17 protein-coding genes are annotated in these 20124 nt (G+C 62.6%); 12 read left to right on the top strand and 5 right to left on the bottom strand.

Annotated elements, in window-relative coordinates:
• Window positions 1-2 precede the first annotated feature (2 nt).
• Window positions 3-2024: a threonine--tRNA ligase gene (gene thrS, locus GVL52_RS04080; protein WP_160004155.1), complete on the top strand. Its 2022-nt coding sequence runs from the start codon at window positions 3-5 to the stop codon at window positions 2022-2024.
• Between the two features lie 83 nt (window positions 2025-2107).
• On the opposite strand, the gene GVL52_RS04075 is transcribed toward thrS, so the two are convergent.
• Complete coding sequence (locus tag GVL52_RS04075; RefSeq protein WP_200847767.1) at window positions 2108-3208, bottom strand: hypothetical protein; 1101 nt, start codon at window positions 3206-3208, stop codon at window positions 2108-2110.
• A gap of 113 nt (window positions 3209-3321) precedes the next feature.
• Here GVL52_RS04075 and GVL52_RS04070 point away from each other — a divergent pair, with 113 nt between their 5' ends.
• The 3 genes from GVL52_RS04070 to GVL52_RS04060 all read left to right on the top strand — a co-directional run bounded on the left by GVL52_RS04070 (window position 3322) and on the right by GVL52_RS04060 (window position 5772).
• A complete protein-coding gene (locus tag GVL52_RS04070) occupies window positions 3322-3906 on the top strand; it encodes a nitroreductase (protein ID WP_160004151.1) in 585 nt (194 codons plus the stop codon).
• Window positions 3906-4508, top strand: a complete 603-nt coding sequence (locus GVL52_RS04065) for a flavin reductase family protein (protein WP_160004149.1) — start codon at window positions 3906-3908, stop codon at window positions 4506-4508. The genes GVL52_RS04070 and GVL52_RS04065 overlap by 1 nt, the downstream gene beginning before the upstream one ends.
• 124 nt (window positions 4509-4632) lie before the next feature.
• Window positions 4633-5772 (top strand): DUF2336 domain-containing protein, encoded by a 1140-nt coding sequence (locus GVL52_RS04060; RefSeq protein WP_160004147.1) that lies wholly within the window; start codon window positions 4633-4635, stop codon window positions 5770-5772.
• On the opposite strand, the gene GVL52_RS04055 is transcribed toward GVL52_RS04060, so the two are convergent.
• A complete protein-coding gene (locus tag GVL52_RS04055; RefSeq protein ID WP_160004145.1) occupies window positions 5769-6185 on the bottom strand; it encodes a hypothetical protein in 417 nt (138 codons plus the stop codon). The two genes, GVL52_RS04060 and GVL52_RS04055, sit on opposite strands and share 4 nt — an antisense overlap.
• A 171-nt stretch (window positions 6186-6356) precedes the next feature.
• The gene (locus GVL52_RS04050; RefSeq protein ID WP_244619099.1) at window positions 6357-7508 is read right to left on the bottom strand and encodes an AI-2E family transporter; all 1152 of its coding nucleotides are present in this window, start codon (window positions 7506-7508) and stop codon (window positions 6357-6359) included.
• A gap of 376 nt (window positions 7509-7884) precedes the next feature.
• Between GVL52_RS04050 and GVL52_RS04045 the strand changes: the two genes are divergently transcribed.
• The gene (locus GVL52_RS04045) at window positions 7885-8358 is read left to right on the top strand and encodes an OsmC family protein (protein WP_160004141.1); all 474 of its coding nucleotides are present in this window, start codon (window positions 7885-7887) and stop codon (window positions 8356-8358) included.
• A gap of 21 nt (window positions 8359-8379) precedes the next feature.
• Here GVL52_RS04045 and parE read toward each other — a convergent pair whose 3' ends face one another.
• Complete coding sequence (parE, locus tag GVL52_RS04040; RefSeq protein ID WP_160004139.1) at window positions 8380-10485, bottom strand: DNA topoisomerase IV subunit B; 2106 nt, start codon at window positions 10483-10485, stop codon at window positions 8380-8382.
• A gap of 218 nt (window positions 10486-10703) precedes the next feature.
• Between parE and GVL52_RS04035 the strand changes: the two genes are divergently transcribed.
• The 4 genes from GVL52_RS04035 to GVL52_RS04020 all read left to right on the top strand — a co-directional run bounded on the left by GVL52_RS04035 (window position 10704) and on the right by GVL52_RS04020 (window position 14974).
• Window positions 10704-11588, top strand: coding sequence for an alpha/beta hydrolase (locus GVL52_RS04035; protein WP_160004137.1), 885 nt, complete (start codon window positions 10704-10706; stop codon window positions 11586-11588).
• 159 nt (window positions 11589-11747) lie between these two features.
• Window positions 11748-12518, top strand: coding sequence for a triose-phosphate isomerase (tpiA, locus tag GVL52_RS04030; RefSeq protein ID WP_160004135.1), 771 nt, complete (start codon window positions 11748-11750; stop codon window positions 12516-12518).
• Window positions 12519-12623: 105 nt separating this feature from the next.
• Window positions 12624-13160, top strand: coding sequence for a preprotein translocase subunit SecG (secG, locus tag GVL52_RS04025; protein ID WP_160004133.1), 537 nt, complete (start codon window positions 12624-12626; stop codon window positions 13158-13160).
• Between the two features lie 185 nt (window positions 13161-13345).
• A complete protein-coding gene (locus GVL52_RS04020) occupies window positions 13346-14974 on the top strand; it encodes a CTP synthase (protein WP_160004131.1) in 1629 nt (542 codons plus the stop codon).
• A gap of 279 nt (window positions 14975-15253) precedes the next feature.
• Here GVL52_RS04020 and GVL52_RS04015 read toward each other — a convergent pair whose 3' ends face one another.
• Window positions 15254-16342, bottom strand: a complete 1089-nt coding sequence (locus GVL52_RS04015; protein ID WP_160004129.1) for a citrate synthase/methylcitrate synthase — start codon at window positions 16340-16342, stop codon at window positions 15254-15256.
• Window positions 16343-16427: 85 nt separating this feature from the next.
• On the opposite strand from GVL52_RS04015, the gene GVL52_RS04010 reads away from it, so the two are divergent.
• From GVL52_RS04010 to GVL52_RS04000, 3 genes are all read left to right on the top strand, one after another.
• On the top strand, window positions 16428-17570 hold the full coding sequence (locus GVL52_RS04010) for a citrate/2-methylcitrate synthase (protein ID WP_160004127.1): 1143 nt from the start codon (window positions 16428-16430) through the stop codon (window positions 17568-17570).
• A gap of 124 nt (window positions 17571-17694) precedes the next feature.
• Complete coding sequence (locus GVL52_RS04005; RefSeq protein ID WP_244619098.1) at window positions 17695-18210, top strand: FecR domain-containing protein; 516 nt, start codon at window positions 17695-17697, stop codon at window positions 18208-18210.
• 6 nt (window positions 18211-18216) lie between these two features.
• Complete coding sequence (locus tag GVL52_RS04000) at window positions 18217-20076, top strand: CHASE2 domain-containing protein (protein WP_160004125.1); 1860 nt, start codon at window positions 18217-18219, stop codon at window positions 20074-20076.
• Window positions 20077-20124 lie beyond the last annotated feature (48 nt).

The raw sequence follows: 20124 nt of genomic DNA, 5'->3' as shown, positions 1-20124 counted from the left end.
GAATGTCCCAATCCGTTTCCCTGACATTTCCCGACGGTTCGGTGCGCAGCTACGATGCTGGCGCAACCGGCAGGGATGTCGCAGAATCCATTTCCAAGTCGCTTGCCAAGAAGGCTGTCGCCATTGCGATCGACGGCACCGTGCGCGACCTGTCCGATCCCGTCATCGACGGCAAGATCGAGATCATCACCCGTACCGATGGGCGCGCGCTGGAATTGATCCGGCATGACGCTGCCCACGTGATGGCTGAAGCCGTGCAGGAAATCTGGCCCGGCACGCAGGTGACGATCGGCCCTGTGATCGAGAACGGCTTCTATTACGACTTCGCCAAGAACGAGCCGTTCACGCCCGAAGACCTTCCCGTCATCGAAAAGAAGATGAAGGAAATCATCGCCCGCAACGCCGCCTTCACCAAGCAGGTCTGGTCGCGCGAAAAGGCCAAGGAAGTGTTCGCTGCCAAGGGCGAGCAGTACAAGGTCGAGCTTGTCGATGCGATTCCTGAAGGCCAGGATCTGAAGATCTATTATCAGGGCGACTGGTTCGACCTCTGCCGTGGGCCACACATGGCCTCCACCGGCCAGATCGGTACTGCCTTCAAGCTGATGAAGGTGGCCGGTGCCTATTGGCGTGGCGACAGCAACAACCCGATGCTGACCCGCATCTACGGCACGGCCTTTGCCGAGCAGTCCGAACTCGACAACTACCTCCACATCCTCGCCGAAGCCGAAAAGCGCGATCACCGCAAGCTCGGCCGCGAAATGGACCTGTTCCATTTCCAGGAAGAGGGTCCAGGCGTGGTGTTCTGGCACGGCAAGGGCTGGCGGATGTTCCAGACCCTGACCGCCTACATGCGCCGCCGTCTGGCCGGCACCTACGAAGAGGTCAACGCGCCGCAGGTGCTCGATTCTTCGCTCTGGGAAACCTCCGGCCACTGGGGCTGGTATCAGGAAAACATGTTCGCGGTGAAGTCGGCCTACGCCTTCACGCATCCTGACGACAAGGAAGCGGACAACCGCGTCTTCGCCCTGAAGCCGATGAACTGCCCCGGTCACGTACAGATCTTCAAGCATGGCCTGAAGTCCTATCGCGAGCTGCCGATCCGTCTGGCCGAATTCGGTCTCGTCCATCGTTACGAAGCCTCCGGCGCGCTGCATGGCCTCATGCGCGTGCGCGGCTTCACGCAGGACGACGCGCATGTGTTCTGCACCGATGAGCAGATGGCCGCCGAATGCCTCAGGATCAACGACCTGATCCTGTCGGTTTATCAGGACTTCGGTTTCAAGGAGATCGTTGTCAAGCTCTCGACCCGTCCGGAAAAGCGCGTCGGCACAGATGCACTCTGGGATCGCGCCGAAAGCGTGATGACCGATGTGCTTCATACGATCGAGGCGCAGTCGGAAGGCCGCATCAAGACCGGCATCCTGCCGGGCGAGGGCGCTTTCTACGGTCCGAAGTTCGAATATACGCTGAAGGACGCCATCGGTCGTGAATGGCAGTGCGGTACCACGCAGGTTGACTTCAACCTGCCGGAACGCTTCGGCGCCTTCTACATCGACAGCAACTCGGAAAAGACCCAGCCGGTGATGATCCACCGCGCCATCTGCGGCTCGATGGAGCGCTTCCTCGGCATCCTGATCGAGAACTTCGCCGGCCACATGCCGCTGTGGATCTCGCCGCAGCAGATCGTCGTGGCAACGATTACCTCGGAAGCCGATAGCTACGGCGCAGAAGTGGCCGAAGCCCTGCGCGACGCCGGCCTCACCGTCGAGACCGACTTCCGCAACGAGAAGATCAACTACAAGGTCCGCGAGCACTCGGTCACCAAGGTTCCCGTGATCATCGTCTGCGGCAAGAAGGAAGCCGAGGAGCGCACGGTGAACATCCGTCGTCTCGGCAGCCAGCAGCAGACCTCGATGTCGCTGGAAGAGGCGATTGCCAGCCTGACGCTCGAAGCAACGCCGCCGGATGTGATCCGCAAGGCCGAGGCCCGTAAGGCAAAGGCGCAGGCAAGAGCTATCGCCTGAGCATTTGGCACCTGACACTGCAATCAAGAACGCCCGGTCTGCAAAGACCGGGCGTTTTTCATCGATAGGGATAGAGGAAATCGTTAGTCGGAGTCTTCACCGTTTCCGCTGGCTCCACCCTGCAACTGTTCGAACGAGGGCAGGGGCTGCTGCGGTTGCGCCAGCGTCGATTGCGCCTGGCCCTGCTGTTCCGGCGGAAGTTGCTGCAGCGTCGTGGCGGCCGGCCCCTGTTCCGGCTGCACGTCCTGCATTAGCACCTCGACATCGGTATTCTTGCCGGCTTCCACCTTGAAATCGCGCTGGTAGATCTTGTCCTTGTTACGGGCAACGGCGGAATACTCGCCTTCGGCCAGAACCATGGTCGGAAAGGCGCTGACGCTTTCGCCGACGCTGTCGCCCGCCGCCGTCAGGATCGACCATGCGGTATCGGCAATCGCCTCGCCACCCTTGTCGGAGACCAGCTTGAAATTGATCTGCGCCGCCTTGTGCTGGATCGTCGCCTCGGTGAGCTTGCCGGCTTCCACCTGGATATCGGCGCGCACCGACGCATTGGTGTCGCCATATTCCGAGACGACATGATAGGTGCCGGCATTCAGCCGCACCACGGTGTTCGGCGGCACATCGGCCATGACAAGGCCGCGCTCGCCGTCATCGCGGACATCGGCGGAATAGATCGAAAAGCTGAGCTGGTCGGGCCTGATCCGCACGTCTGAGCCCGACACCGCATTGAGCAGCAACCCGCCGGCCTCGAGCACCATCGTCTGTTTCTCGACGGCACCGTCCTCGGGAACCGACAGCTTGCGGGTGACGCCGGCGCGCCCGAACGAGACATTGACGAAATAGTCGCCGGGAGCGAGCTGGAAGTCGGCAGAGCCACCCTGTGAGCTGGCAATCAACGGCAGCTTGCCATCGCTGCCGGCCACCGGGCTGAACACGTACCAGGACAACCCGTCCTGCACGGCATCGCCTGCCGCGGTCAGCTTGGCCTCGAGCGCCACCGAATGCAACTTCGTGCCCTCTGGCGCGGTGCCGGGGGCGATGAACGCATTGAGCTTCGGCATCTTCGCCGTGGTGTCGAGCTGCTTGAACTCCTTGAAGGCGTCCTGCGCACCGGCGCCGGCGGGCATCAAGGCGATGAGGGCGGCGGCAAGACCCGAGCGTGCGTATGGCAAAATGCCGAGCATGTGTTTTGCGAACCAATTGACAACTGAAATGACAGAGGTCACTTCAAGACCAACGCGATGGCAAATTCAAGACCCATCCCCGATACTGTGATGAAAATGAGAGTTTCCTGCCTATGAGATCCGATATCAAGCTGATCGACTACCTCGGCGTCCGCCGCTCCATCCCCGCTTTCCAGATGTCGGAGCCTGGTCCCGACAAGCCCGAGATCGAGGAAATCCTGCGGTTGGCGTCGCGTGTGCCCGATCACGGCAAGCTCGCGCCCTGGCGCTTCATCGTCTATCGCGGCGAGGATCGTGCCCGCATCGGCGAGGAACTGCTGAAGCTTGCTCTGGAAAAGAAGCCCGATCTGTCGGACGAAATGATTGCGGTCGAGCGTGCCCGTTTCACCCGCGCGCCCGTGGTTGTCGCCGTTGTCAGCAAGGCCGGCCCGCACATCAAGGTCCCCGAGTGGGAACAACTGATGTCGGCAGGTGCCGTCTGCCTCAACATCATCTTCGCCGCCAATGCTCACGGCTGGGTCGCCAACTGGCTGACCGAATGGTTCGCTTATGACGAGCGCGCCTATCCGCTGCTCGGCGTAGAGCCCGGCGAAAAAGTTGCCGGCTTCATTCACATGGGCTCGACGAGCTTCCCGGCCATCGAGCGCCCGCGTCCGGAGCTCTCCCAGACCGTCAGCTGGGTCGGCGGGGAAGACTGATGTTCTACACCACCGATCAGAACCAGCACGGCCTCGCACACGATCCCTTCAAGGCGATCGTCTCGCCACGGCCGATCGGCTGGATCGGCAGCAAGGGCAGGGACGGCTCGCTCAACCTTGCGCCGTACTCCTTTTTCAACGCCGTGTCTGATCGGCCCAAGCTGGTGATGTTCTCCTCGAGCGGTCGCAAGCACAGTTTTCGCAATGCCAGCGAAACCGGTGAATTCACCTGCAACTTCGTCAGCCGTCATCTGATCGACAAGATGAATATGTCATCGGCCGCCGTTGCCTACGAGGTCGATGAATTCGCGCTGTCGGGCCTGACCGCCAAGACCGGCGAACTGGTGGATGCGCCCTATGTCGCCGAAGCCTTTGCCGTGCTCGAATGCAGGGTCACCGAGATCATCGAGCCGAAGTCGCTGTCCGGCGAGGCCTCCGAGAATGTCATGGTGTTCGGCCAGGTTGTCGGCATCCATATCGACGAGGCGATCCTGCGCGACGGCCGGATCGATATGGGGTTGGCCCGGCCGGTCGCGCGTCTCGGCTATATGGACTATAGCGAGAGCAGCGACGTCTTCGAACTGTTCCGGCCCAAGGTTTGAGGCGCCGTTTGGCCCGTGAGCAAGCGTTAATGTATATGGTGAACCAATCATAAACTTTTAGCCGCTACCGTCATACTCAACACTTGGGGTGCGAGAGAATCGCACTTGAGGATTGGGGTTCGCAGTGATCGTAGAGGCATTTCTTCGTTGGGTTGAGACAGCCAAGGCCGGAGACAGGGCCAAGGCTGCCAGTGCGCTCGGTCGGGCTTATCTGCAGTCGGAGATGTCTCGCGACGAGCGCAACGCCGCCGAAATGGCGATGACCTTCCTGCTCGACGATCCGTCGCCGAAGGTGCGTCTTGCCATTGCCGAAGCGATTGCCTGGTCGCCGGATGCGCCGCGCGCCATCGTTCTGTCACTGGCCGGTGATCAGGCCGAAATTGCCTGCCACGCCATTACCTGTTCTCCCGTTCTTTCCGATGCCGACCTGGTCGATCTTGCCGCGCGCGGCAGTGCCGTCACCCGCATGTTGATCGCGGCGCGCTCGATCGTTTCGCGCCCGGTTTCAGCCGCTTTGGCCGAGATCGGCGAGGAGGAGGACGTGCTCTGCCTGCTGGAGAACGAAGGTGCCGCGATAGCGCCGCATTCGCTGAAACGGATTGCCGAACGACTGGGCGACTGCTGCGAGGTTCGCAATCTCTTGGCTGACCGCGTCGATCTGCCGGCAGACGCCCGCCAACTGCTGACCCAGCATGTCAGCAATGCTCTGATCAATCTACCGCTGGCGCAGGCTGCAATCGGCAGCAGCCGTCTGCAGCGTGTGGCCCGTGAAGCGACGGAATCAGCGATCGTTTCGATCGCCGGCGAGATTGCGCCGCGTGAGGTTGCAGATCTGGTCGAGCATCTCCGTGTCAGCGGACGGCTGACGCCGTCTTTCCTGATGCATACACTCTGCTCCGGCAAGATCGAATTCTTCGCTGGCGCCATCGTCAATCTGAGTGGCTGCGACGAGCGGCGCGTGCGATCCATACTGGCGACCGGCCGGATGCATGCCGTGCGCGCGCTCTACGAATCAGCCGGCCTTGCCCGCGATATCAGCGTGACCTTCGTCGAGGCGACGCTGCTATGGCGCGAGGCATGCCGAACCAATTCCGGAACCATGCTCTCCAACGTCTGCGGTCGTCTGCTGCAGACCTTCCGCAGCCGCGATGCGACCCATGGTGCGGTGCAGGAACTGCTGGAGATGGTGGAAAAGCTGCATGTCGCCGAACAGCGGCAATCGGCCCGCGGCTATGCCTACATGACGGCGCTGGCTGCGGCTTAGTTGGTCAGGCGCTTGACGACCCAGGAATAGCTTCCCGACACGAAATGCACAGGTGTCGCAAGCGCGGATTTCATCGAATGGCCAGAGGGAAGGTGCGTGCGTACCTCTGCTGCCATTCTGGATGCCAGACCTGTAACGCCGGACGGAGCGGCCTGCTCTGTTACGGCAGGTGCAGCTATTGCCGGCGCTGTTGCAACGATCTTCGGCTCGGCTGGCAAGGGCGGGTGCGGCGGCTCGCAGACGGCGATCACCGTCGGGTAGCTGATGCTGGTATAATGCCGCAGTTGCCTCTCGGATTCCGCATCGCACATCGCCACCGTCTGCCAATGCTTCTCGACTGTCGCCACGTAATTGCACTGCGTGACGGAGTCGTTGCATCCGAGGATGGTCATGGCGATGAGAACGGCTTGCATATCAGGGCCTTTGCAACATTTGAACTGAGACGCTTAGACGCAGCAATTTCAGCCAAATGAAGGCCGCTTTCCGGCCAAGCCTGAGAACAGCACGGCATTTCGAAGATGTTTGCGCCCCAATGTAACGAAATGTTGCTGACAAGGCCGGGCGTCTTGGCGAACCTCGCCTGATCAGCCTTCGGCAGTGCGATGTACGGGAGGTGGCAGCGGCTCTTCGATCATCACCTGTGGACCAGCATCGACATGCTCGGAGGTCCGGACTTCATGCATCCACTCACGCCAGATGGCCACCAGCAGTGCCATCAGTACAGGGCCGATGAACAGACCCAGGAAGCCCATGGTCTTCACGCCGCCGATCAGGCCGAAGAAGGTCGGAAGGAACGGCAGCTTGATAGGGCCGCCGACGAGCTTTGGGCGCAGCGTCTTATCGACGATGAAGAGCTCAACCGTGCCCCAGACGAACAGGCTGACACCAGCAACTTGCGAGCCGCTGGCCAAGAGATAGATCGAGACAAGCGTGAACGACAGCGGCGCACCGCCTGGAATCAGCGCCATGATGCCGGTGAGGACGCCGAGCGTCACGGGCGAGGGCACACCGGCCACCCAATAGGCGACACCGAGCACGATGCCTTCGCCGATGGCGATCAGCGTCATGCCCATGACGGTCGAGCTGATCGTGGCAGGCACCACCCGCGAAATGCGCTCCCATCGGTTCGGCAGGATGCGCTCGCCGAGCATGTCGATCTGGCGCGAAAAGGATGCGCCGTCGCGATAGACGAAGAACAGCGCGATCAGCATGAACAGCAGCGTCAGAAGCAGATGGAAGGCACCGCCGCCGGCTGCCAGCACGGCGCGGTAGATATTGCCGATATGGGCGCCGCTGACGGCCTGGATGACCTCGCCCATGGTGCCGGGGCTGCCGATATACTGGACCCAGAGATCATCGAGATAGGGGCCGGCGAACGGCAGAGAGGATATCCACAGCGGCGTGGGCTCACCGAAACGGTTGGCATGGATCAGCCAGGCGACCCAGTCGCGCACTTCGCCCGTCGTATAGGTCACGGCGAACACGATCGGCGTGATCAGGAAGGTGACGATGAGGATGATGGCGATGGTCGCGGCAACAGTCGTATTGCCGCCGACGCGCCCAAGCAGACGGCGGTAGAGCGGCCAGCTTGCAAAACCGATTACCAGCGCCGCCAGCACCGGCACGACAAATCCGTAGAAGAAATAGACACCGGCCGCGACGACAAGGATCAGAAGCCAGCGCGCGGCCGAGATCGAGGGGATCAGAGGCGTGCGCGCAGGAGTGGATGGACCGATCCATCGCGACTCTCGCTGGAGATTATTGTTGTTGGGAAGGCTCACGTCGTCTTTTTCCCCGATTATGCCTATGGATATGGGCCATGCGCCTTCTGCACGCAAGCGCCATCGCCGATTTATGCGAGCCAGCGCCCCCGCTGACCCCGATTGATCCATCAGCACGTTTGATAAGCTGACATCACGCAAACAATAAGACAGAAACCCTTCAACATCGTTTTCAGGGATGATGTTGAACGTCGGCTGGCGATCTTTGTCATGGCCAAACACCTCTGCCACCAATAGTTTGGATCGGCGATGCAGGCGAAATTATCCACATGCTTCGAGGTGATATCGGCGAGGTGCTGCTGGCGCAGCTGATCTGCAAGGGAGACGAGCGATGACGACGTTTACCGCCAAGGTGGCCTGGACGCGCGGCGAGGGGAGTTTCACCGATGGACGCTACAGCCGCGGCCACAGCTGGAGCTTCGACGGCGGCGCCACGATTGCAGCCTCCGCTTCGCCGCACAATGTGCCGCTGCCCTATGCCATTGCTGAGAACGTCGATCCGGAGGAAGCCTATGTCGCAGCACTTTCGAGCTGCCACATGCTGTTCTACCTCTGGATCGCCTCGAAGAAGCGGATCGGCATCGACAGCTATGTCGATGACGCGGTCGGCGTCATGGAAAAGGTCGATGGCAAGATGATGGTCAGCCGCGTCGAGCTGAGACCGCAGGTGGTCTACACCGCCGAGATGCCGAGCCGCGAGGCGCAGGAGAAGATGCACCACCAGGCGCACGAGCTCTGCTTCCTCGCAAACTCGGTGAAGACAGCGATCGATATCCGGCCCGCCTGGTTCCAGGATTCCGCCTGATGTTATAAAATCGCCTGCGTCTCAGATATCGAGGTTTTCGGCAAACGCTGCCCGATCCTGGATGAAGCGGAAGCGGGCTTCCGGCTTCGTTCCCATCAGGTCATCGACCGCCGTGCGCGTGCCCTCGAAATCCACCTCGTCGATCAGCACGCGCAGCATGGTGCGCTTCTTCGGATCCATGGTGGTTTCCTTGAGCTGCGCCGGCAGCATTTCGCCGAGACCTTTGAAGCGGCTGATCTCAACCTTGGTCTTGCTCTTGAACTCCGTCTCCATCAGTTCGGCACGGTGGCGGTCGTCGCGGGCATAGGCGGATTTCGCCCCTTGGGTGATCTTGTAGAGCGGCGGCACGGCGAGGAACAGATGTCCACCGCGTACCAGCTCCGGCATCTCCTGATAGAAGAAGGTGATCAGCAGCGATGCGATATGGGCGCCATCGACGTCGGCATCGGTCATGACGATGACGCGCTCGTAGCGAAGGTCTTCCTCGCGATATTTCGAGCGCGTGCCGCAGCCGAGCGCCTGCACCAGATCGGACAGCTGCTGGTTGGCGCTGAGCTTTTCGCGGCCGGCGCTGGCGACGTTGAGGATCTTGCCGCGCAAAGGCAGGATCGCCTGGTTGGAGCGGTTGCGCGCCTGCTTGGCAGAACCACCGGCCGAATCACCTTCGACGATGAAAAGCTCAGCGCCGGCAGCGGTGTTCTGCGAGCAGTCGGCAAGCTTGCCCGGAAGGCGCAGCTTGCGCACTGCGGTCTTGCGGTTGACTTCCTTTTCCTTGCGGCGACGAAGGCGCTCTTCAGCGCGCTCGATCACCCAGTCGAGCAGCTTGGCCGTCTCGTTCGGATTGTCGGCAAGGTAGTGGTCGAACGGGTCGCGCAGCGCATTTTCGACGATACGCTGGGCCTCGACGGTGGCCAGCTTGTCCTTGGTCTGGCCAACGAATTCCGGTTCGCGAATGAACACAGACATCATGCCGACGGCGGAAATCATCACGTCGTCGGTGGTGATTTGCGCGGCTCGCTTGTTCTGCGTCAGTTCGCCGTAGCTCTTCAGGCCCTTGGTCAGCGCAATGCGCAAGCCGGCCTCATGGGTGCCGCCTTCAGGCGTCGGAATGGTGTTGCAATAGGAATGCAGCTGCGGATCGCCGCCATACCAGGTGATCGCCCATTCGAGCGAGCCGTGGCCGCTGGTCTTCTCCGTCTTGCCGGCGAAGATCTCGCGGGTCACGGTGAATTCCTTGCCCATCGTCGCCTGCAGGTAATCCTTCAGGCCGCCGGGGAAGTGGAACACCGCCTTGTCGGGAATGTCGGAGCCCGGCTGCAGCACGCCTTCCTCGCAGCTCCAGCGGATTTCGACGCCGCCGAACAGATAGGCCTTGGAGCGCGCCATGCGAAACACCCGTCCGGCCTCGAACTTGGCGTGATCGCCAAAAATCTGCGGATCGGGGTGGAAGCGAACGCGGGTGCCGCGGCGATTGTGCACGTCGCCGAGTTCTTCCAGCCCCCCCTGCGGAATGCCGCGGGAAAAGCGTTGGCGGTAGAGCTTGCGATTGCGCGCCACTTCGACTTCGAGCACGTCGGACAGCGCGTTGACGACCGAGACGCCGACGCCGTGCAGACCGCCCGACGTCTCGTAGGCCTTGCCGTCGAATTTGCCGCCGGCATGCAGCTTGGTCATGATCACTTCGAGCGTCGACTTGCCCGGAACCTGCGGATGGTTCTCGACCGGGATGCCGCGGCCGTTGTCGCTGACGGTGATGTAGCCCTGCAGGTCGAGATGGACCTCGATGAAGTTGGCGTGGCCGGCCACCGCTTCGTCCATCGAGTTGTCGATGACTTCGGCAAACAGGTGGTGCAGCGCCTTTTCGTCGGTGCCGCCAATGTACATGCCGGGGCGCATCCGCACCGGCTCCAGGCCCTCAAGAACGCGGATCGATGAGGCACCGTAGTCCTCCGACGTCGAACTGGCCGGCGTCGGCCGCGACATCGCGTTCTGGGACGGGGACGAGGCAGCAGCAGGGACAGCCGCCGGCGCACTCGCGGCCGCAGGTGCTGCGTCTGCGGCCTTCGGGGCGTCTTCCTGTTTTTTGGTCAGGGGCACTGCTGAAAAGAGGTCGTTGCTATCGGCCATGGGGCTATTCAGATCTTCATCTTGTCGTGGGAAGGCCGCTTGCGCTCGAGCCTGACCCAAAATCACCGCATTTCATGTCACGTTTGCGAATCAGGCAGAGTCTGCCAGAAAGCACCTCGATACGCGACGCCGCCTTATTGGGCGGACTTTCTATTAAAATGATTTGCGTTGCGGGGCGCGGAATGGCAAGCGGCCAGACGCTTCAGGGAACCATACGCATGCTGATGTCCACAAGTCATTGCACCACTATCGCTGCGATTGCGGCCTTTTTCATGCTGACGGCCGGCCATAGCCTTGCCGCCGACACGCTGCCGCCATTCAACGACGCGCTGTTTTCTACCCAGACAACGCTTGAGACCAGCCATGACGGCGCCTACGATGTCATCGATTACGACGAGATGCGCGATATCAACGGCCGCGACCAGATCCCGGAAAAGCGCGCCCAGCGAAAATACGTCTCGCTCGGCATCCGCAAGCTGCAGGCCGACGAAACGCTGTCGCTGGATGGCACCAGGCTCGATGTCACCAGGGTGGGACCAAGTACCGGCGCTGCCTTCACGGTGATTTTCATCCATGGCCGCAATGGCGATCGTCGCCTCGGCGCCAACGACTACACCTTCGGCGGCAATTTCAACCGGCTGAAGAACCTCGTGGCGGGCAATGGCGGTGTCTATTACTCGCCATCGGTCAAGACTTTCGATAGCGACAGCGTCGCCGCCATCGCCGGGCTGATCCGCTACGCCAGCCAGCAATCGCCGGGCAGGCCCGTGATCCTGACCTGCGCGTCGATGGGCAGCCAGATCTGCTGGGGCGCGACCCGCGATCCGGAGACCGTCAAGCGGCTGAAGGGCATGGTGATCATGAGCGGCGTCACCGATCCTGATTTCATCAAGAGCCCTTTCTACAAGGCCAAGCTGCCGCTGTGGTTCGCCCATGGCAGCCGCGACCCGACATATGCCGCTGCCGATCAGCAGGGCCTTTTCGAAAAGTTGTTCAAGGCCGGCTACCCCACGCACTTCACGCTCTATCAGACCGGCAACCACGGAACACCGATCCGGATGATCGACTGGCGCCGCGTTCTGAATTGGGTCTTGGCCTCCTGAAATTGAGGGCATAGCCAGACTTTAGGCAACGGCGCTGTCAAATTTTAAGCATTTGCGCCGCAAATCGCCCTAATTTCCCTTACGTAAGCGTCCAAAAGCTTTTCATTTCCGTATGCTTTTGCTAAGGCCCGTGCATACGGAGAAATGGGGAAGGCTGGCATGACACCTGACGTGCGCCCGCTTGTGGCGGGAAACTGGAAAATGAACGGCACGCGTGCCTCGCTCGATCAGATCAAAGCGATCGCGGCAGGTGTGCAAGGCCCTCTTTCCGCCAAGGTGGACGCGCTGATTTGCCCGCCTGCAACGTTGCTGTACGTGGCAACCGCGCTGTGCACTGATAGCCCGCTTGCCATCGGCGCGCAGGATTGCCACCAGAATCCCGAAGGTGCCCATACAGGCGATCTTTCCGCCGAGATGATTGCCGATTGCTTCGGCACCTATGTCATCGTCGGCCATTCCGAACGCCGCACCGACCATGCTGAGACCGATCATCTGGTGCGCGCCAAGGCCGAAGCCGCGGCCGCCGCTGATCTCACGGCAATCGTCTGCATCGGCGAGACCGCTGCCGAGCGCCAGGCAGGGCAGGCGCTCGACATCATCAAGCGGCAGCTGTCTGCCTCCGTGCCGGAGAGCGCCACGCCTGAGACGACGGTCATTGCCTATGAACCCGTATGGGCGATCGGCACCGGTGTGACGCCGACCGTACAGGATGTCGAGAAGGCGCATGCCTTCATGCGCTCCGAACTGGTTGCCCGGTTTGGCGCCAGCGGCAGCAAGTTCCGGTTGCTCTACGGCGGTTCGGTCAAGCCGAGCAACGCCAGGGAACTGATGGGCGTTGCCAATGTCGATGGTGCATTGATCGGCGGCGCGAGCTTGAAAGCGGCCGATTTCCTCGCCATCTACGGCGCATACGAGGCGTTGCTCGCTTAGAGGCGTGTATATTCCGGGCCGAAGGGCTTGGAATAGCCGACTACCTCATGTAAAGAGCCCCAGAATTTTACTTTATGCCCGCTTTGCGTGGGCAGGACTGGACCCATGCAGACCGTATTGATTGTCATTCATCTCATGATCGTGCTGGCGCTTGTCGGCGTCGTGCTTATCCAGCGCTCGGAAGGCGGCGGTCTCGGCATCGGCGGCGGTTCGGGCTTCATGTCTGCGCGCGGCACGGCCAATGTGCTGACCCGCGCCACCGCGATCCTGGCGACGCTGTTCTTCATCACCTCGCTCGGCCTCGGCGTGCTCAACCGCTACGAAGCCCGCCCGACGGATATCCTCAACCGCATTCCGGCAACGGGCGGCCAGGGCAACGGCATCCTTGATTCGCTCGGCGGCCAGAACGGCGCCGCGGCTCCTGCTGCACCGGCGGCCCCTGCCGGCAATGGCGTTCCGACCGGCGGTGACGCGCCTGCTGCGCCGGCGGCAACCGCTCCGGCTGCACCAGCAGCGACGGCGCCGGCAGCTCCTGCTGCAACGGCACCCACAGCCACTGAAACGGCCCCGGCAGCACCGCAGGCGACCACGCCGGCTGCTCCGGCTCCGGCAGCACCCGCGACCGCCCCCAGCGGGCAGTAAGCGGCAACAAGCATAAACCGCCGGCAGGCCCCAGGGTCTGCCGGTTTTCTTTTGTTCAGATGTCACCACGCAGCCCGTCGCGTCCAGGACGCCGGAAGAATGCTGTGAAAACTAAAGCCCTAAAATTCCGGAAATGAATTTTAGGGCTGGTGGAATCGTTTTTGAAAAGGTAACCGGTAGCTCCCATGGCGCGATACGTATTCATCACTGGCGGCGTGGTTTCCTCTCTCGGTAAAGGAATTGCGGCCGCTGCTCTCGGAGCGTTGCTGCAGGCCCGTGGTTATCGGGTGCGGCTCCGCAAGCTCGACCCCTATTTGAACGTGGATCCGGGCACCATGAGCCCGACCCAGCACGGCGAAGTCTTCGTCACCGACGACGGCGCGGAAACCGATCTCGATCTCGGCCACTACGAGCGCTTCACCGGGCGTTCGGCGACCAAGACCGACAACATCACCACCGGCCGTATCTACAAGAACATCATCGACAAGGAACGCCGCGGCGATTATCTTGGCGCGACCGTACAGGTCATTCCGCACGTCACCAACGAGATCAAGGATTTCGTCATCGAAGGCAATGACGAGTACGACTTTGTCATCTGCGAAATCGGCGGCACCGTCGGCGATATCGAGGCGATGCCGTTCATGGAAGCGATCCGCCAGCTCGGCAACGATCTGCCGCGCGGGACCGCCGTCTACGTCCACCTGACGCTGATGCCGTATATTCCCGCCGCCGGCGAGTTGAAGACCAAGCCGACCCAGCATTCCGTCAAGGAACTGCAGGCGCTCGGTATTCACCCCGATATCCTGCTGGTGCGTGCTGACCGCGAAATTCCGGAAGCCGAGCGTCGCAAGCTCTCGCTGTTCTGCAACGTCCGCCAGTCCGCCGTCATCCAGGCGCTCGACGTTGCCAACATCTACGACGTGCCGATTGCCTACCACAAGGAAGGCCTCGACAACGAAGTTCTGGCCGCCTTCGGCATCGAACCGGCGCCAAAGCCGCGCCTAGACGCATGGGAAGAGGTCTGCAACCGCATCCACACGCCGGAAGGCGAGGTCACGATCGCCATCGTCGGCAAGTACACCGGCCTCAAGGATGCCTACAAGTCGCTGATCGAAGCGCTGCACCACGGTGGCATCGCCAACCGGGTGAAGGTCAATCTCGAGTGGATCGAATCGGAAGTCTTCGAAAAGGAAGATCCGGCGCCCTATCTCGAAAAAGTCCACGGCATCCTCGTTCCCGGCGGTTTCGGTGAACGCGGCTCTGAAGGCAAGATCCTGGCGGCGCAGTTCGCCCGTGAACGCAAGGTGCCGTATTTCGGCATCTGCTTCGGCATGCAGATGGCGGTTGTCGAAGCCGCCCGGCATCTGGCAGGCGTCGAACAGGCGTCCTCGACCGAGTTTGGCCCGACCAAGGAACCGGTCGTTGGCCTGATGACCGAGTGGGTTAAGGGCAACGAGCTGCAGAAGCGCAACTCGGCCGGCGATCTCGGCGGCACCATGCGTCTCGGCGCCTACAAGGCAGCCCTGAAGAAGGGTACGAAGATCGCCGACATCTACGGATCGACGGATATCTCCGAGCGCCATCGCCACCGCTACGAGGTCAATGTCGATTACAAGGACCGGCTGGAAAACTGCGGCCTGGTGTTCTCCGGCATGTCGCCGGATGGCGTACTGCCCGAAACCGTCGAATACGCCGATCATCCATGGTTCATCGGTGTCCAGTACCACCCGGAACTGAAGTCGCGCCCGCTTGAGCCGCATCCGCTGTTCAAGAGCTTCATCGAAGCCGCGACCGAGCAGAGCCGTCTGGTCTGAGAATTGTCGTTTTAGGATTATGGAAGGCCGCTTTGAAGAGCGGCCTTCTTGCATTTCAGGGGACGCGTCCGCTCCACGAGGAGGGCTGTTCTTGCCCAGGGACTTCAGGCATCGGGGCGCCCCCATGGCTGAGCTGCCGGGAGATGCAGGGCCTGCGTCGGTGGAGTGATCGTGCCACCTCGATTGCCCTTGCCCTTGCCAATGCCGCCGCGTCCGCCGTGTTTCCCGCATGACCTCGATAGAGCGGTCTCCAACGCCTGCGTATGTCGTGTCTTAGGCTTATGCGGCCCTGGGCAGAGGGCCGACATAGACCGATCGCGGGCGGATCAGCCGCCCGTTCAATGCCTGCTCACGCGCATGTGCAATCCAGCCCACCGTTCGGCCGATGGCAAAGACGCCGGTAAAGGCGTCGCGCGGGAAGCCGAGCGTGTCGAGCAGCAGCGCCGTATAGAATTCGACGTTGACGTCGAGCGGCCGGTCCGGCTTGCGCTCCTTCAGGATGGTCAGCGCCGCCTGCTCGACCGCTTCGGCAAGCGCGATGCGGGCGCTATCGACCTGGCCTGTCTGTACCAGCGGCCTCAACGCACCCTTCAGGGCGTCGGCGCGCGGATCACGCACCCGGTAGATGCGATGGCCGAAGCCCATCAGCCGCTCGCCGCGATCGAGCGCTGCGCCGAGCCAGGGGCGGGCGTTCGCCTGGCTGCCGATCGCATCGAACATATCGAGCACCGGACCCGGCGCGCCGCCATGCAGCGGCCCCTTGAGCGCGCTGATCGCCGCCAGCACCGAGGAGGTCAGGCCTGCTCCGGTCGAGGCGATGACCCGCGAGGCGAAGGTCGAGGCGTTCAGCCCATGATCGGAGATCGTCACCAGATAGGCGTCCAGCGCCGCCGTCTGCTCGGCACTCGGCAGGCGCCCTGTCAGCATGCGCAGCATATCGGCTGCCTGCGTCAAGCTCGCATCCGGTTCCACTGGCGCTGTGCCCGCCTGCAGCCGCAGGATCGCCGGCAGGAACACGGCGGGGGCCGCCATCAGGCGTAACGCCGTGTCGAAATCCTCGCCATCCGGCAGACGGGCGATCAGCGCCCGCATGGCATCGACCGGCGGCAGCGCCAGCACAGATCTATCGGCAGCTGCGACATGGGCAAAAACCGCCGTCCGTGCCTGACCCAGCAGGGCCTGCAAGCTGTCGCCATCGACGCGTCGATCCAGCAATCCGTCGAGCAGCAGCGCTGCCACGCTTTCATAGGTTTGCGCGCCGACCAGATCATCCAGCGACACGCCGCGGATCACCAGCCGGCCGCGCTCTCCATCCACATCAGAGAGCTGCGTTTCCGCCGCGATCACATCTTCCAAGCCGTTCTTCATGGTATTTCTCCTTTACGCAAACATAGATCGGACCTAGATTGATTGACGTCAATCTTGACGGAATAGATCAATGTAAGAGGTTCGGATGGCGTGGCTGACAGCGGAGCAGGCACTCGAAAAACTGGGCACCAAGCCGCAGACGCTTTACGCCAATGTCAGCCGCGGCCGCATCCGTGCCCGGCCCGACACGGTCGACAGTCGCCGCAGCCTCTACCACGCCGACGACGTTGCCCGTCTGGCGGAACGCCATGCCGGCAGGCGCAAGGCGGAGACGGTTGCGGCCGAGGCGATCGACTGGGGCAACCCCGTCATGTCGTCGGCCATTTCGACGATCATCGACAGCCGTCTCTACTATCGCGGCAGGGATGCCGCTGATCTGGCAGCGCATGCGACGCTCGAACAGGCGGCAGCACTGCTGTGGGACACAGCATCGGTCGTGGTCCCACCGTCCACCAATGAGATGCAATCACCCTCGATGGCGCATGCCTTTGTTGCGCTTGCCGCCCGCGTCGGTGATGATCTGCCGACGCTCTGGCGCTCACCCAATGCGCTTAAAGCAGAGGCCTGCTCGGTTCTGGCGACGGTGGCCGGCGCCCTTGCTCCAGCAACGGATGACGTGCCGCTGCATCAGCGTCTGGCGGCAGGTTGGGGCAGGGCGGACGCTGCAGACGTCATCCGCCGCGCGCTCGTCTTGCTCGCCGATCACGAGCTGAATGCCTCGACCTTCGCTGCCCGGGTGACCGTATCCTCCGGCGCCTCGCTGTCGGCAGCAGTCCTGTCAGGTCTGGCAACGCTGACCGGACCGCTGCACGGCGGCGCATGGCGCGGCATCACAACGCTGGCCTCCGGCGCACGGCGTCTGGGGGCTGCTCAGGTGATCAGGCAGGCATTGGCCGAAGCAAGCCCGCTGACGGCCTTCGGTCATCCGCTCTACCCCGACGGCGATATCCGCGCCAAGGCGCTGCTTGCGCACTTCGAAGTGCCGCGACATTACGCCGAGCTGGCGATTGAAGGCGAGGCGATGGTCGGCGAGCAGGTCAATGTCGATTTCGCGCTGAGCGCCATGGCGGCCGCCTTCGATCTGCCAGACGATGCGCCGTCAGTTGTCTTTGCGCTCGCCCGTAGCGTTGGCTGGCTCGCCCATGCCGTGGAACAGGCCGGCAGCGGACATCTGATCAGGCCCAGAGCGCGCTACATCGGCCTGCCGATTGGGGGCGAGACGGCATAGATGGCGATTCTCGCTGTGGGCGAGTGATGTTTTGGGGCATACCTTGCATAGCAAACAGAGTATGTTGCATCGCGCGTTTCTGCATTGATGTCACGGGGGACAGGCATTGCATATCATCAGATCGATTTCCTTCGCCGTCGCGGCTGGATTTTTGGCGACATTGCCGTTGGCCGCGGGGGTCGCATCGGCACAGTCGGCCGGTTGTGCGCTCGAGCGGATATCGGGCACGTCGCGCCAGGTGATGCGCTGTGCAGATGGCGTCACGGTCACCGCCGAAGGTGGCGCGCGCTTCAATCTTGTCGACCGGAATGGTGATGGTCGTGCGGATGCCGTTTCGCTCCGCAACAAGGCCGTTCTCGTCGATGTCGACAGCGGCAAGCGCGCCGGCGGCTTCCAGGTGGTGACGCCACAGGCAATCGCTGCGGTGCGCGGCACGCGCTGGGCGGTCGATGTCAAGAACGGCACGACATCCGTCTTTGTCGTCCGCGGCCGCGTTGCGGTCGGGCGTCCAACGTCACGACCCACCGTCGTGCTTTCGCCGGGTGAGGGCGTCGATGTCACGGCTGGAACAGGTGCCTTGACCGTTCGTCGCTGGCCGCCGGCGCGCGCCGCGGCCCTTCTTGCCCGCCTCGGCCAGTAATCGCGCATGCGGGCCAGACGGCTTCTGATCACACTATCGCTGCTGGTTGCCGCCTTGTGGGGTGGCGCCCTCGGATATCTGCATATGCAGGGCAGCACCAGCTTCCTGGAACGCATGGAGGCGTCGCTGGCCGATCTGCGCAGCCAAGCGCTGGGCGTCAGCGCTCCACCCCCGATCGTCAGCATTGTCGCCATCGATGATCGCACAGCGGCCGCCAACGGCTATCCGCTCAACCGCGCCACGCTGGCGCGCCTGGTCGAAACGATCAGCGCCTTGAAGCCGAAAGTCGTGGCGCTCGATCTGCTCCTGATCGATCCGGGCCCCGAAGAGGGTGACCTTGCCCTTGCCGCCGCTTTGAAGGAGATGCCAAGCGTCATCGCGGCTGCCGGTATCTTTCCGCAAAGTGTCCAGCCGGTGACACCAAGCGCCGACGATCCGCTGGCAACGATCCCCGTCGCAACCGAGATGCTGTTGCCGAATGCCCGCTTTGCCGATGTCGCCGCTATCGGCGTCGTCAATGTGGCGACCGACCAGACCGGCACGCCCCGCTATATTCCGCTGATCTCGCGTGGCGCCGATCGCGTCGATGCCTCGTTCCCGCTGCGTGTCGCCTCGCTGGCGCTGGGGGCAAACCCGGCCTTCACGCCGGCAATGCTGGCACTTGGCGAGCGCCGCCTTGCGACCGATGTCGGCCAGCGGTTGCCGCTGACTTTCTATGGCGCGCGCGGGACGATCCCCACCTACAGCGCCGCCGATGTGCTGGCCGGCAAGCTCGACGCCAAGGCGGTGGAGGACAAGGTCGTCGTCATAGGCTCGACGGTCACAGGTGGTGGCGATGTCTTTCCCACGCCTTTCGATGCCGTGTTGCCCGGCGTCGAGGTGATGTCGACGGCGATTACCCGGCTGATCTCGGGAGACAGCATGGTGCGCGACAGCAATGTGCGTTCCTTCGATGCCTTGCTTGCGGTCGCGCTGCCGGTTCTCATCATCAGCCTGCTCGGCTGGCGCCGCAGCGCCGTGGCCTATGCGGCAATCGCGGCCGTGGCTCTGGTCTGGGTGACCTTCAACATCCTCGCCTTCGCCCACGGCTACTGGTTCAGCGCAGCACTGCCGATTGCCGCTACCTTGCCGCCCGTCCTGCTGTTCGGTGCCATGGAAATCTGGCTCGACCGCCGGCGCGTCACACATTTCGCAGCCCAGAGCGATCTGCTGCAGCGAATCGAAGCGCCCGGCCTTGGCGAATGGCTGGCGCGCGATCCATCCTTCCTGTTGCGCCCGGTGCGTCAGGAGGCCGCGGTCGTCTTTGTCGATCTCTCCGGCTTCACAGGGCTGAGCGAGACGATCGGCGCCGCCCGTGTGCAGGAAGTGCTGAGCGGCTTCTTCGAACTGGTGGATGGCGAGGCACGCGCCCATGGCGGGGCGATCACCAGCTTCATGGGCGATGGTGCAATGATCCTCTTCGGTCTGCCGCAGCCGGCCGAAGACGACGCCCAGCGGGCTGCTGCCTGCGCCGTCGGGCTCTGCAATCGGCTGCGCGGCTGGCTTGCCAGCGATCCGGTGCTGGCAGGTTGCGAGATCGGCTTCAAGATCGGCGCCCATTGCGGCACCGTGGTCGCCTCGCGCCTCGGCACCGGCACCCGCCAGCAGATCACCGCAACCGGGGATACGGTGAACGTCGCAAGCCGGCTGATGGAGGTTGCAGCCGGGCGCGGCGTCGAACTGGCGCTCAGCGCCGCTTTGGTGGTCGCGGCGGGGCCCGAAGCGGCGCCGTTCCAGGCCGGCCAGCTCGGCGGCCCGGTCTCCGCGAAGATAAGGGGAAGGGCCGAAAGCATCGATGTCTGGCTGTGGCGGGGACATCTGCTTTGACATTTGCCCTCTGACGCAGTAGGAACAGCCCAACTTTTCAACCGGCAT

Source organism: Rhizobium sp. 18055, assembly GCF_902706285.1.
Classification (GTDB): Bacteria; Pseudomonadota; Alphaproteobacteria; order Rhizobiales; family Rhizobiaceae; genus Rhizobium.
Note: the sequence above shows the minus strand (reverse complement) of the source record. Positions and strands in the feature narration are given on the sequence as shown.

Coding starts and splice junctions, on each gene's coding strand:
- secG (WP_160004133.1), top strand. CDS start 12,624: ATGCAGACCGTATTGATTGTCATTCATCTCATGATCGTGCTGGCGCTT.
- tpiA (WP_160004135.1), top strand. CDS start 11,748: ATGACACCTGACGTGCGCCCGCTTGTGGCGGGAAACTGGAAAATGAAC.
- thrS (WP_160004155.1), top strand. CDS start 3: ATGTCCCAATCCGTTTCCCTGACATTTCCCGACGGTTCGGTGCGCAGC.
- GVL52_RS04065 (WP_160004149.1), top strand. CDS start 3,906: ATGTTCTACACCACCGATCAGAACCAGCACGGCCTCGCACACGATCCC.
- parE (WP_160004139.1), bottom strand. CDS start 10,485: ATGGCCGATAGCAACGACCTCTTTTCAGCAGTGCCCCTGACCAAAAAA.
- GVL52_RS04015 (WP_160004129.1), bottom strand. CDS start 16,342: ATGAAGAACGGCTTGGAAGATGTGATCGCGGCGGAAACGCAGCTCTCT.
- GVL52_RS04020 (WP_160004131.1), top strand. CDS start 13,346: ATGGCGCGATACGTATTCATCACTGGCGGCGTGGTTTCCTCTCTCGGT.
- GVL52_RS04075 (WP_200847767.1), bottom strand. CDS start 3,208: ATGCTCGGCATTTTGCCATACGCACGCTCGGGTCTTGCCGCCGCCCTC.
- GVL52_RS04070 (WP_160004151.1), top strand. CDS start 3,322: ATGAGATCCGATATCAAGCTGATCGACTACCTCGGCGTCCGCCGCTCC.
- GVL52_RS04035 (WP_160004137.1), top strand. CDS start 10,704: ATGCTGATGTCCACAAGTCATTGCACCACTATCGCTGCGATTGCGGCC.
- GVL52_RS04045 (WP_160004141.1), top strand. CDS start 7,885: ATGACGACGTTTACCGCCAAGGTGGCCTGGACGCGCGGCGAGGGGAGT.
- GVL52_RS04000 (WP_160004125.1), top strand. CDS start 18,217: ATGCGGGCCAGACGGCTTCTGATCACACTATCGCTGCTGGTTGCCGCC.
- GVL52_RS04010 (WP_160004127.1), top strand. CDS start 16,428: ATGGCGTGGCTGACAGCGGAGCAGGCACTCGAAAAACTGGGCACCAAG.
- GVL52_RS04055 (WP_160004145.1), bottom strand. CDS start 6,185: ATGCAAGCCGTTCTCATCGCCATGACCATCCTCGGATGCAACGACTCC.